General features: G+C 42.2%; 11 protein-coding genes. All 11 read left to right on the forward strand.

All coding sequences use genetic code 11. The annotated features are described in order from the left end of the window. The first annotated feature begins 7 nt into the window (after positions 1-7). The 11 genes from AC1ECB_RS04085 (at position 8) to AC1ECB_RS04135 (ending at position 13,543) form a co-directional block, all read left to right on the forward strand. On the forward strand, positions 8-1,381 hold the full coding sequence (locus AC1ECB_RS04085; RefSeq protein WP_485667577.1) for an aminotransferase class V-fold PLP-dependent enzyme: 1,374 nt from the start codon (positions 8-10) through the stop codon (positions 1,379-1,381). A 344-nt stretch (positions 1,382-1,725) separates the two neighbouring features. Continuing rightward, positions 1,726-1,968, forward strand: a complete 243-nt coding sequence (locus AC1ECB_RS04090) for a phosphopantetheine-binding protein (protein WP_485667578.1) — start codon at positions 1,726-1,728, stop codon at positions 1,966-1,968. Then, a complete protein-coding gene (gene dltD, locus AC1ECB_RS04095) occupies positions 1,965-3,149 on the forward strand; it encodes a D-alanyl-lipoteichoic acid biosynthesis protein DltD (RefSeq protein ID WP_485667579.1) in 1,185 nt (394 codons plus the stop codon). Before AC1ECB_RS04090 ends, dltD begins: the two co-directional genes overlap by 4 nt. After that, entirely contained in the window at positions 3,109-3,270 is a 162-nt protein-coding gene (locus AC1ECB_RS04100) for a teichoic acid D-Ala incorporation-associated protein DltX (RefSeq protein ID WP_485667580.1), read from the forward strand. The genes dltD and AC1ECB_RS04100 overlap by 41 nt, the downstream gene beginning before the upstream one ends. A 14-nt stretch (positions 3,271-3,284) precedes the next feature. Beyond that, a complete protein-coding gene (gene dltA / locus AC1ECB_RS04105; RefSeq protein WP_485667581.1) occupies positions 3,285-4,805 on the forward strand; it encodes a D-alanine--poly(phosphoribitol) ligase subunit DltA in 1,521 nt (506 codons plus the stop codon). Continuing rightward, positions 4,802-5,965: a D-alanyl-lipoteichoic acid biosynthesis protein DltB gene (gene dltB, locus AC1ECB_RS04110; RefSeq protein ID WP_485667582.1), complete on the forward strand. Its 1,164-nt coding sequence runs from the start codon at positions 4,802-4,804 to the stop codon at positions 5,963-5,965. The genes dltA and dltB overlap by 4 nt, the downstream gene beginning before the upstream one ends. Positions 5,966-6,857: 892 nt before the next feature. After that, positions 6,858-7,127 carry a hypothetical protein gene (locus tag AC1ECB_RS04115; RefSeq protein ID WP_485667583.1) on the forward strand — a complete coding sequence of 90 codons (270 nt, stop codon included), beginning with the start codon at positions 6,858-6,860 and terminating at the stop codon, positions 7,125-7,127. 267 nt (positions 7,128-7,394) lie between these two features. After that, complete coding sequence (locus AC1ECB_RS04120; protein ID WP_485667584.1) at positions 7,395-9,581, forward strand: sigma 54-interacting transcriptional regulator; 2,187 nt, start codon at positions 7,395-7,397, stop codon at positions 9,579-9,581. Positions 9,582-9,914: 333 nt separating this feature from the next. Continuing rightward, positions 9,915-10,970, forward strand: coding sequence for an NAD(P)-dependent alcohol dehydrogenase (locus tag AC1ECB_RS04125; RefSeq protein ID WP_485667585.1), 1,056 nt, complete (start codon positions 9,915-9,917; stop codon positions 10,968-10,970). 292 nt (positions 10,971-11,262) lie between these two features. Next, the gene (gene nuoE / locus AC1ECB_RS04130; RefSeq protein ID WP_021167189.1) at positions 11,263-11,799 is read left to right on the forward strand and encodes an NADH-quinone oxidoreductase subunit NuoE; all 537 of its coding nucleotides are present in this window, start codon (positions 11,263-11,265) and stop codon (positions 11,797-11,799) included. Further along, on the forward strand, positions 11,789-13,543 hold the full coding sequence (locus AC1ECB_RS04135; RefSeq protein ID WP_485667495.1) for an NADH-ubiquinone oxidoreductase-F iron-sulfur binding region domain-containing protein: 1,755 nt from the start codon (positions 11,789-11,791) through the stop codon (positions 13,541-13,543). Before nuoE ends, AC1ECB_RS04135 begins: the two co-directional genes overlap by 11 nt.

Genomic DNA, 13,543 nt, shown 5'->3' on the forward strand with positions numbered 1-13,543 from the left:
TTGAAACATGAGCTACCATAAGAGGAATAGCTATTTCCGGAGCTTAGTGGCCGGAACAGAAACCAAGATACCGCTGGCAAATGGCAAATATGTTACCGCCATAAATTTTGATAATGCGGCTACTACGCCACCACTTTGCTCTATACTGAAAGAAATAGCCCAATTTTCTCCTTGGTATGCCTCTGTTCATCGTGGCAAAGGCTATAAGTCTATTCTTACTTCTGAATATTATGAGAATAGCCGGGATGTGGTAAGAAAATTTGTTAAAGCAGATAAAAGTGACGCGGTGATCTTTACCAAGAATACCACAGAATCAATCAACATGTTAGCCTATGCACTAGTCAATCAGAGCGAGCAGCAGGTTGTTTTGTCAACATACATGGAACACTTAGCCAATGATATGCCCTGGCGGGATAAATTCATGCTTGATTATATAACACTAACTAAGTCTGGCAGGTTGTCACTACAAGACTTGGAGTCAAAACTTCAGGCCTATGAAAACAAGGTTAAACTTGTAACTGTAGCAGGTGCCTCCAATGTTACCGGTTATGTTAATCCCATCAACAAGATTGCCCGGCTGGCTCATCAATATGGAGCAAAGATTCTGGTAGATGGTGCCCAGTGGGTGCCACATATGCCTGTGGACATGAAACCGGTTAATTCTCCCGAACACATTGATTATTTGGTTTTTTCTGCTCATAAAATGTATGCACCTTTTGGAACAGGGGTCCTCATTGGGCCCAAAGAAACGTTTGAGAAGGCTGTTCCTGTATATCAGGGTGGTGGAGCTGTTGGCCTGGTTTCGCATCAAACAATAGAATGGGATAATCCACCTGCCAAGTATGAAGCCGGGACACCTAATATGATGGGTGTGTTAGCACTTACTACGGCAATTGATACATTATCTAAGTTAGATCTTAACATTATTTATCAGCATGAGCGCGAATTGATTGGCTATGCCATTAATGGTTTGTCAACAATACCGGGTATTACATTGTACAGTATGGGGAATAACAGCGAAGAACGAGTGAGTCTGATATCATTTGCTTTAGAGGGGCTGCACCATAGTCAAATAGCTGAGATACTGTCTAAGGAAGCAGGTATTGCTGTTCGCAATGGTTTGTTCTGCGCCCATCCGTATGTAGCAAATTTACTTAATGTAAGTACAGAAGAAATTAACTATTATCAGACCCATGATGATAAAACGATACCAGGATTGGTGCGAATTAGTTTTGGCTTATATAATACCATGCGGGAGATCGATGTTTTTTTGAACTTATTGTCACATATCGCCACCCAGCGGCAATATTATGCCCATAAATATGGTTATGTAATAGCGCGCTGCAATACCAACCAGACAAAAGAATATCCATATTGCTAGGCGCTGATAAACAAATACCACTCAGATTCCGTATTACGGGTTCTGGGTGGTATTTGTTTTATTGGCTGACTCTGTATTCATTTAATCCACTTTTTCCGCCTTAACAACCGGCCCGGCGGTCATATTTTTTGGGGACTATGGTCCCAGCACTGAGCTATGGAAAATTCCATGCTAAACTTAATTTATTTCTAATTAAGTTCGACAAACTTCGCCAGTTTCTGCTGTTATAATACCTAAAATAAGGGTTCATAACCAATGTAGTCTCATTTCTGGACGAGGCTTTAGTTCGGATGAAAGTTCATCTGTACAACCCCGGGCCAGGTTAATAGCAGGGAGGTTCTTCTATGGAATATAATCGAGTCAAAACAGCTATTCGGAATATTGTGAAAGAGATAATCGAAACAGATGTTGATGATAATGACAATCTTTATGATTCCGGGCTGGATTCATTGGGTGTTGTTCGCTTATTGGTAGCAATCGAGGATGAACTGAAGCTGTATATCGCCATTACCGAGTTGGAGCGGGAAACATTCTCAACTATTGAGCAAATCAATAATCACGTCTGGGACAGGCTGCAACAGGCATGAAACGGTTTGGTCCGCTACTTACGGCTGTTATTATCTTTCTTATGGTGGTAATAGCAGTACAGACAAGTTACGTTGTTCCGTTCGTTTTATCGCATTCGGTGAGACCTCATAGCACTTTTGGCGTGACAAACGCCGACAGTCTCACCCTGCAGGAAAAAGCGATTGCCGACAGCCGGTTGCTGCCAATTTACGGGTCGTCGGAATTAGGTTATGTTTTCCTAGCCGAGCACCCCAGCGTTGTGTTTAAAGGGCCGGAAAGTCCATTCTTGCCTTATCTGATCGGGGCGGGCGGGAATCAATCCCTCATTCACTCCCTGCATTTCGGTGCGCTTGGCGGCACCGTTCAGGGAAAGAAAGTCGTCATCATTCTTTCCCAGCAATGGTTCAACCGCAAAGGAATCTCCGCGGAAGACTTTGAACGCTGGTTTTCCCGGCAGCAAATCTATCAGACTCTTGATAATCCGCGCCTGTCGCCAGGGCTTAAGGCCAGTCTGGCCGCAAGGCTTCTGCAATTTACCGCTATTAAAATTGATCCGGTTTTATCTCTCAACCTTTATGCCGCAGCTCATACCAATAAATTTCTGTATTCGTTGGGCGCCTGGTCAAGATATCCTCTGCAGTTGGTGTTAAAGGAAACCGACTATATCTATGCCTATCGAGCCCTTAAGAACGAAAAGCCACCGTTAGGCAATGAGCACCAAAGCACCTTCCCGGCGGGCGGCAACTGGCAACTGCTCCGCCAGCAGGCGGAAAAGGATGGACGACAAAGCTGCACTAATAATGATTATGGCTTTACTGACGAATACTGGGAGGAACGTATCGGTTATCGTTATGCACAGCTGAAGGATTCGGCAAAAAGCACCACCTACAGTGCTTCTCCCGAGTATGAGGATTTAGGAATCCTTGTTGAAATATTAAAGGAACTGAAGATGGATCCCTTATTTGTTATTGTTCCCGATTGTGGACCATGGGCGGATTATACAAGCGTGCCCCCAAAAGAGCGGCGTGCCTATTACCAAAAGACGAGGGACATAATCAGCCGGGGCGGTTTTCAAATCGCCGATTTCTCCGACCGGGAATATGAAAAATACTTCCTGCTTGAAAAAATGCATCTGGGATGGAAAGGTTGGGCCCACATCGATGAAGCAATTTACCGTTTCTATATGCAAAGCACTCGCTGAACCCAGGTTGAACTGGTTGTTGTCAACAGTGTTCTATTTGGGTATTCTTTTAATTCTTTACTGGGTTTATATCCTTAACGGCGAAAACACGCCTCAGCCGTTCATCTACAATAACTTTTAGAAAGTGTGAATAGTATGCATTTCATCCAAAAGATCGACGCCTGGGCGGCAGTAAGGCCGGATAGCCTTGCTTTTGTCCACCGCAATGATAAACTGTCCTACCGCGAGCTTAAGAAACGTTCCGACGCCCTGGCGGCCAGGATTTTAGCTGAGTTACCCGGCGACAAACAACCGATCATTGTCTATGGGCACAAAGAAAGCGCCATGGTAATATCGTTTCTCGCCAGCGTCAAGGCCGGTCATCCCTATATACCTATTGATTATTCGACACCGCAGCAGCGAGTGCGGGAGATCATTGCCGGCGCCGAACCGGTGCTGTTGATAGATCTTACCGACGGTGCCGCCGACTGGCCGCAGACGCTGCCTGTTTATAAACAAGCTGACTTGGCTAATATTTATCAGGCGGATAAATTATTGGCTGACTTTTCGACATTTGTACAGCAGCAAGACGATTACTACATCATTTATACTTCAGGTAGCAGCGGGAGTCCTAAAGGGGTCCGGATTACGCTTGAATGTCTGCAGAGTTTTACAGACTGGATCGTTAAAGAATTCGTCGGCGGCAAAACCGAACCCCAGACTTATATGAACCAAGCGCCATTTTCTTTTGACCTTTCGGTCCTGGATTTGTATTTATCATTAATCACCGGCGGCACGCTGTGGTGTATTGATAAAGATATGATCGCTAGGCCCAGGGATTTATTCAATGGCTTCAGAGAGACACCGCTAAACGTCTGGGTGTCGACACCATCGTTTGCAGAATACTGTCTTGTCGATCGCAGTTTCGAAGCTGAACTTCTGCCCAAGCTTGCGGTTTTTATTTTTTGCGGCGAGGTGCTTACTAACGACTGTGCCCATAAACTTCGGCAACGTTTCCCAGCGGCAAAGGTTTTCAACACCTATGGGCCTACCGAAAGCACGGTTATGGTAACATCCGTCCAGGTAACGGATGAAATCCTGGAGAAATACAACCCTTTGCCTATCGGATATGTTAAAGGCGATAACAGGATAAGCCTGGTTGAAGATGAAGTGGCGGTGTCGGAGGATTTCAAACAGGGAGAGTTAATAATATCCGGTCCTTGTGTCAGCCCAGGGTACTTAAATGATGACGAGCGAACCAGGCAACGTTTTTCTACAATAAATGGTAAAAGAGGTTACAAAACAGGGGATTGTGGCTATTTCGCCGATAAATTGCTGTTTTACTGCGGGCGAAAAGATAATCAGATAAAAATTCATGGTTTTCGCGTGGAATTGGAAGAAATTGAGTTCAAGATAACCACCCTTCCCTATGTCGGACAGGCGGTAGTAATTCCTAAGGCTCTGGCAGACGGCAAAAACCAATATTTATTTGCCGGCATTATGCTTAATGAAGACACGGCGGCGGGTCAAACCATTACCCCGTTGTCGATAAAGCAGGACTTGAAGGCAGTTTTGCCGGATTATATGATTCCGCACAAAATTTTGCTGTTGGACGCTATACCAATAACTAACAACGGTAAAATTGACCGCAAGAAAGTCACAGAGATCTTGCTATGATTCCATATGCGGATTTCAGTTATTTCCTGTTTATGTCGGTTTTGTCAATTCCCGCGGTTTTTTTCGGACTAAAAGAGAAAAGCATCAGACCGTATCTTTTGCTGGCAATCGTTTTTGCCGTGTATTATACCTGCAGCATCCCCCGTCGCCAATTATACATCCTGATTGACTACTTTATTCTGCAGTGGCTCGTATTGTGGCTTTATCGCCGATTCAGAGAAACCGACCGCTGGGAAATACTGTATTACTGCTGCCTGCTTTTATCACTCCTGCCGCTGATAGCCGTCAAGGTCACCTCTTTTCTCAATGAATATCATTATTTCCATCTAACCAATATCGGTTTTCTTGGCATTTCATACCTTACTTTTCGCAACGTCCAGCTAATTATCGAAAGCCACGACAGATTGATCAAAAGACTGTCATTTTTAGACTATACGAGTTTTCTGCTGTTTTTTCCCACACTTAGTTCCGGGCCGATAGACCGGTCAAGGCGATTTCTCGTGGACCTTCACACTATTCCGTCTTCACGGGAATACCTTGAGATGCTTCATACGGGTATTCGGAAAATATTTCTCGGTCTGCTCTATAAATACATCTTGGGACACATTGTGAATGTGTACTGGCTGCTACCTTTGCAAAGCCAGCCGAAAACCTTGATTAACATTTGGAACTATATGTACGCTTACAGTGCTTATCTGTTCTTTGATTTCGCCGGCTACAGCTTGTTTGCCATCGGTTTCAGCTACATATTCCGGATCCGAACCCCGGAAAACTTCAATTATCCGTTTTTCAGCCGGAATATTAAAGACTTCTGGAATCGCTGGCACACGAGCTTGTCCTTTTGGTTTCGGGACTTTGTCTTTATGCGGCTGATAATCTGGTTTACGCGGCGGAAAGTATTTACCGCAAAATATGCCCCGGTTATTACCGGTTATTTTGTTTTGTTCGGGCTTATGGGTCTCTGGCATGGGATAACCTGGAATTATATCGCCTACGGTCTGTACCATGCAATGCTGATGGTCGTCTATGAAATATTTTCCGGGATACGGGGTAAAAGGCCTCTCATTGCCAATGCGGCTCTGAACCGGGTTTGTTCGGTAGTAATTACAGCTCACGCCGTATGTTTCGGCTTTCTTATTTTTTCCGGCAGATTATTCTAGGCTTGTACGCTTTAGGCTTTTTCTGTATAAAGCAATGGCAAGCAGACCCCCTCTCCCGCACCTATACTGTGCGGGAGATTGATGTTTTTTTGAACCTATTATCACATATAGCCGCCCAGCGACAATATTATGCCCGTAAATATGGTTATGTAATAGCGCGCTGCGATACCGGCCAAACAAAAGAATATCCATATTGCTAGGCGCTGATAAACAAATACCACCCAGATTCTGTATTACGGGTTCTGGGTGGTATTTGTTTAAATTAGGCAGGTAAGCCTTGATATAACTAGGTAGTCCTGCAAACCAAAGCTAAAGAAGGAAAAGAAAGTATCGAACAAATTTTTAAGAGAATAGGTACGAGATATTATTTCGACCAGAAATAAAAAAGAAGCGGTCAGTTGTTTAAACCGGATTGAACTGCACCCCTAATAGTAGATATGTCTAACAATTGGGTTTAAGTTCACAGTAGCAAACTCTTGAACTTAGAGAGCTTCTACTATATTGACAAATTTTTATAAAGTATGACATAATAATTGTGAAATTGTTGAAATTCGGTCAGGCGGAAGCTATCGTTACTAACAATAAATTAGCTGAATTGTACGGTGTAGAACTTACTACAATAAAGAAGTTTACTATTGTTAAATTCTAAACGGTAGTATTATTGGATAATGCGGCTACGAAGGCTGTAATCAAAAACACCACCTTGTTAGCATAGTGCAAAAAAACCATGAAGGTAAAGAACCTGGAAAAGGCTCTGTATCTTCATGGTTTTTTTGAGGAGCAGCAGATAGAGAGAGCTAGGCTTACTAACCTGTTCTAGACGGTGAAGCCTTATATAAAAGTTCATCGGATACCTGCAATCATGGATCAAAAATAGGGAGGAAAAAGTTTTATGAGATTGGCAGTTGGCAGAAAAATTTTAGGTGTATGTTTTATTATAGTGATGTTTTTTGTATTGACGAGTGGATACATTGTCATGAAATCACAAGATGCGGCGATGTCAATCGAAACATCCTATGCGGTTGAGTCAGGACGTACTGCTATGCACGAAGCAACAGAACAAATGGTGGAGATTCGGCGTACAGTCAGTGAATCTTCTGAAGTGGAAAAAACTGGGAGACAGATCTCGACAAATAGGGCAGATTGTTACTGTTATTGGTAGCATGCGGGACAAACGAATCTGCTGGCTTTAAATATGAAACTCCTTTCGTGTATTAGTATCGTCTTCACTTCCTGGAAGAGTCAGGTCGTAAGGCTGTAAGCGATCAGGAAAAGAAAGAAACCACCATTCGTTGGCTAAAATGAATCTAGTCGTACATGGTCTAGAGGGGAATATTGTCGAAGGAATACCTTTTAAGTCGAAAAGCACGAGCTTTTTGGCAATAAATTTATCATTCACTTATGATTTAGGTCGAAGGGGGGATTTATAATGCAAAATAATGCACGATACATGTTTTTTGTATGCTCAGAAAATCAAAATATTCTTTTTGCAGATCCATTATTGTCTCACGAATCTTTTAAATCCGGCACCAACATCAAGGAACTTTTCAACATAGAGCTTAGTGATATTGATAATACGATTGTTCATAGTAAATATGGAACGGTAATATTTTTACCGGTTTTAATAGACCAGTTTAAAGGGTTTCTCGGTCTGATCTTACAGTCTGATTTACTCGATAGTACGATGAAACTAATAATAGAGAATAACAAACAACTAAGTTGTGAGAACGATGTCTTAAAAAAATCTATACAAGACATGGACGTAAGTTTTGAGTTTTTAACCAAAGTTGTGAATGCTGGGTTATGGAAGATGGATGTCATAGAGGGGGATCCGGTAAATCCTAACAATACGGTTGCTTGGACTGGTGGTTTTCGCACAATGCTTGGTTTTAGCAACGAAACAGAATTTCCCAATGTTTTTGTGAGCTGGACATCAAGAATTCATCCAGACGATAACGATAAGGTGTTGCAAGCTATTACTACGAATATAGCGGAGTCCTTAGGTGGGACTAGCAGCGTCGATATAGAATGCAGGATAAGGTTGAAGAACGGCATGTACCGCTGGTTTAGGATTACCGGTACGACTACCAAGGACGAAAAAGGAAGGCCTGTGCGATTTATTGGCGGTTTATTTGATATTCACAAAAAGAAAATGGAAAAACAAGAAATGAAGTCTTTGCTAATACGGTATGAACTGATAGGACAAGCTTTGACAGAAGGCCCCTGGGATATGAAAATTTTTGCAGGTAATGTCATGAATCCCAACAATGAAATTTGGTGGTCGCCGCAATTCCGAAATAATTTAGGCTATAATGATGAATATGAGTTTCCCAATATATTAGGTAGTTGGATCGACAGATTACATGCGGAGGACAAAGAGCAGACATTGAAAGCTTTTTTTGATCATTTGAATGACTATTCCGGCAATACACCTTATTCAATTGATTATCGCCTTTGCCTTAAAAACGGCGAGTATCGCTGGTTTCATGCTACAGGCACTACTTTACGGGATGAACAGGGTGTCCCAGTGCGTTTAGCTGGGACAATACGGGATATTGAGCATGAAAAACAAAAATTAAGGGAATCCCAAGAAAAGTTGAACAGATATCGTGAGATAGTCGATACTCTCACAAAAAAACAGGGGTTGTGCGAAAACCTGTCATTTGTAAGTCCGCAGATGAAGAATCTGGTGAAACTCATTGAAAAATATGCCAAAGTTGATGCGCCTGTTCTCATTACCGGTGAATCGGGAGTAGGCAAAGAGGTGGTTTCTGATCTAATACATGAGTTGGGTGATCGCAAAAATGCTTCTTTTTTAAAAATCAATTGTGGGGCCATTCCGGAATCATTACTGGAGTCGGAGTTATTTGGTTATGAAGAAGGTGCTTTTAGCGGTGCGAAGCGAGGTGGCAAACCTGGCATTTTTGAACTGGTGGATAATGGCACTGTGCTGCTTGATGAAATAGGGGACCTTCCTCTGTCGTTGCAGGTAAAATTACTTCGTTTTGTCCAGAATCAGGATTTTTATAGAATCGGCGGAAATCGGCTGATTAAAGTTAATACCAGGATTATTGCTGCAACAAACCGAGACTTGGAAACTATGGTGCGGAACAAAGAATTTCGCTCAGACTTATTCTACCGACTGCAAGTATTAACAATTTATATTCCTGCACTGCGGGAACGATCGAGTGATATTATTCCTTTAACGCAATACTTTCTGAAGAAGTACAACGAAAAATATCATACACATAAAACGCTGGTACCGGAAGTTTATCGAATTTTTACTGAATATTCATGGACAGGCAATGTCCGTGAATTGGAGAATCTAATGGAACGATTAATTGTAACTACGGAATCCAATCTGATTACAGTGGAATGTTTACCGGAAACAATGGAAAAATTTTTGACGACTATTACTCGGACAAATCACATGTATGACCCGGTTATGACCTATAAAGAGGCAAAAGAACAATTTGAACTGCAATTTTTTCAGAAGGCAATTGAAACATATGGATCTACACGGAAAGTAGCTGAAAAAATTATGGTTGATCATTCAACGATTGTTAAAAAAGCGGCTAAATACGGTATTGATTTATTGCATTGGCAAAGAAACTAATATAATTGATGTGGACAAGGTAAATTGTTTCACCCAATTCGGTGAAATAATGCATCAATGGTGACTCTAAAAAATATTGAAATTTACTGAGGACGGTGAATATTTTCACCGTTATATTTTTTGTGTGCTAATGAAGAAGTATTTGTTACTACATAAAATGATTTAGTTTTGCAAGTGTTAGAAGGCTGGACGGCGGTTTTGGATTAATAGTGATAAAAAAAGCTTAAATTATATAACTTGGCATAAAACTTGCGTTATTAGAGCCTGGGGGCGGCTGTATGTTTAGGTTACAATACAACTGATCCAATTTATATTAAAGGGAGGATATGAATAATGAAAGGTTTTGCGATGTTACGTATCAATGAATTAGGGTGGATTGAAAAGGAAAGGCCTTCAGCTGGTCCATATGATGCTATTATTCGTCCGACAGCCGTTTCTCCGTGTACGTCTGATATTCATACGGTGTTTGAAGGAGCACTTGGCGATCGACATAACCTAATTTTAGGGCATGAAGCTGTAGGTGTAGTTGTCGAAGTTGGCAGTGAAGTAAAAGACTTTAAACCTGGCGACAAAGTGGTAGTTCCCGCAATAACCCCTGATTGGCGTTCTATAGGGGCTCAAAGAGGATTTCACCAACATGACCATGAAGCGCTGGCCGGTTGGAAATTTTCTAATTTTAAGGATGGTACATTTGGCGAATATTTTCATGTGAATGATGCAGATATGAACTTGGCCTTTTTGCCTGATGATATATCTTTAGAAAGTGCCGTGATGATAACCGATATGATGACTACAGGGTTTCATGGCGCAGAAATGGCAGACATTCAATTGGGATCTAGTGTAGCTGTCATCGGTATTGGCGCGGTTGGCTTAATGGCAATAGCGGGAGCTAAACTACGTGGTGCCGGCAGAATTTTTGGTATTGGCAGCAGGCCTGCTTGTGTTGAAGTAGCAAAATTCTATGGTGCAACAGATATTGTCAACTATAGAAATGGAGATATCGTTGATCAGATTACAGAAATAACCAAAGGTAAAGGTGTTGATTGTGTTATTTTGGCCGGCGGCACTACTGAGACTATGGCACAAGCCGTAACTATGGTTAAGCCTGGTGGAGTTGTTTCTAATATTAATTACCATGGGCAAGGAGATTATCTTCCGATACCTCGTTTAGCATGGGGATGTGGAATGGCGCACAAAAAGATAATGGGAGGACTTTGCCCGGGTGGACGTGTAAGAATGGAAATGTTGATTGATCTTGTAAGATACAATCGTGTTGACTTAAGCAAATTAGTTACGCATGTGTTTAAAGGGTTTGACCATATTGAAGAAGCACTCTTACTCATGAAAGATAAACCGAAAGATTTGATTAAACCGGTGGTTTTAATTTAACGTTCCGGTCAAAGGTTGCCAAAAAAGATACAATAAGGTAATCATGCCTGTTGGTTGGGAAGCAGCCTTACCGGACATTGTTAAAGGGGCTGGATTCTTACCAAGGCCAAAAGTATAAAGTTAGGGAATGTTACTTTGTAGTTGGAAATATATACTTTAGGTTTTCAGACGAAGCCGTTTCCTAGTAGTGGGGTCAGCTGAAACCAGCTGACCTCACTAACTATTTATGTTATATTGTATATACAACTAAATATGAGGCGTAAGATACTGGGAATTACGAGGAGGTAGAATTATGTGTAATTCGTGCGAAAAAGAGCTCGAAACAAAATTTCCCGCCGATAAAATAGATTTGACATTGCTCGAACCCGTATTCAAAGAATATGCGGGTAAAGCCGGCAGTATTATCGGGATACTGCAAAAAACTCAGGAAATCTACGGATATTTGCCATTAGCCGCATTGCAGGCAATAGCAGATAATACTGATAATAAACGGGCCAAGATTTATGGGATAGCGACCTTTTATTCGCAATTCAGGTTAAATCCTGTCGGCAAATATGTTATCCTGCAGTGTCAGGGTACAGCCTGCCATGTACTTGGTTCCAAGGCGATAGGCAGTGCTATTTGCGACGAACTCGGGATTACTCCCGGCCAAACAACTGCTGATGGACTATTTACCCTGGAGGATGTTGCTTGTTTAGGGTGCTGCAGCTTGGCACCGGTAATTATGATCAATGGTGAAGCTTATGGCAAACTTACGCCAACCAGCGTAAGAAAGATTTTACAGGATATAGCAGAAGCCGAGAAAGGCGGTGTTGTAAGTGAAGGTTAGAGTAGGTCTTGGCAGTTGCGGCATTGCTGCCGGCGGTCGTAAAGTAATGGACAGACTGGCCCAAGAAATTAAAAATCATGGTAAAGAAATTGAACTGTTGCCAACAGGCTGTATTGGCATGTGCTTTTATGAACCTATTGTCGATGTATTTGATGGTGACAAGGTATATAGTTATGCTAACGTAACTGCCGATATGGCTACAGAAATATTCAACAGTCATATCATTGGTGGACAACCTCTTACTCAATATATTGTATCCACAACAGAAAAACCATATGCCATATTAGCCAAACAAGTGCGGATTGCGTTAAGAAATTGTGGAGTAATAGATCCGGAAAATGTGGATGAATATAAGGCAAATGATGGCTACAAAGCGTTGTCGAAAGCTCTTAAAGAGATGACTCCAGAAGAAGTTATTGAAGAAATCAAGGTAGCAGGTTTGCGTGGCCGTGGCGGCGCAGGTTTCCCGACCTGGTTCAAATGGAATGCAGCCAGACAATCAAAAGGCGAAATCAAATATGTAGTATGTAACGCTGACGAGGGAGATCCAGGAGCTTTCATGGACCGCAGCGTACTTGAAGGTGACCCGCATGCTCTTTTAGAAGGCATGGCTATTTGCGGTTATGCAATTGGTGCCAATGAAGGCCACATCTATTGCCGGGCCGAATATCCTCTGGCAATAAAAAGATTGGAAATTGCGATTGCTGATGCCAAACAGCGCAACTTGTTGGGCAAAAACATTATGGGGACCAACTTCTCCTTTGATATGAAAATTAAAAAAGGAGCCGGAGCTTTTGTCTGCGGCGAAGAAACAGCATTGATTGCGTCGCTGGAAGGCGAACGGGGCATGCCGCGTCTTAAACCGCCGTTCCCGGCCCAGTCTGGTTTTTGGGGAAAACCTACCAATATTAATAACGTTGAAACCTTTGCTAATGTTCCTTGGATCATGTATAATGGCGGCAGTGCCTATGCAGCCTATGGCACCGAGAAAAGCAAAGGCACTAAAGTATTTGCACTTGCCGGAAAAATCAAAAATGGCGGTTTGGTTGAAGTACCGATGGGGATGTCACTGCGGGAAGTTATTTATGATATCGGTGGTGGTATTCTCAACGACAGGGAATTTAAAGCAGTACAGATGGGTGGACCATCCGGCGGCTGTATACCCAAACAATTACTGGATACTCCTGTTGATTACGATTCAATCAATAAAACCGGCGCTATCATGGGTTCCGGCGGTATGATCGTTATGGATGAAACTACCTGTATGGTTGACATGGCAAGATTCTTCCTGGATTTTACCGTCAAAGAGTCTTGTGGTAAATGTATCTACTGCCGTATCGGCACGAAGCGAATGCTTGAAATTCTGGAAAGAATCACCGCAGGCGAAGGCCGTGAAGGTGATATTGAAGAATTAGAAGAACTGTCTATTAGCATAAAAGACGGGTCATTATGTGGTCTTGGTCAAACAGCGCCCAATCCGGTATTAACAACTATCCGTTATTTCCGGGATGAATATGAAGCCCATATCAGAGATAAGAAATGTCCGGCTAAATCTTGCAAACCATTATTAACATATACGATTAATCAAGATAACTGTAAGGGATGTACTTTATGTGCTCAAAAATGTCCTGTACAAGCTATTACCGGCGAAAAGAAAAAACCACATGTTATTGATCAGGCATTGTGCACCAAATGTGGAAACTGTGCGAGCGTTTGTCGATTAGACGCAGTTTGTGTCGAGTAG

Source organism: Sporomusa sp. 246TCP1 (assembly GCF_057319775.1).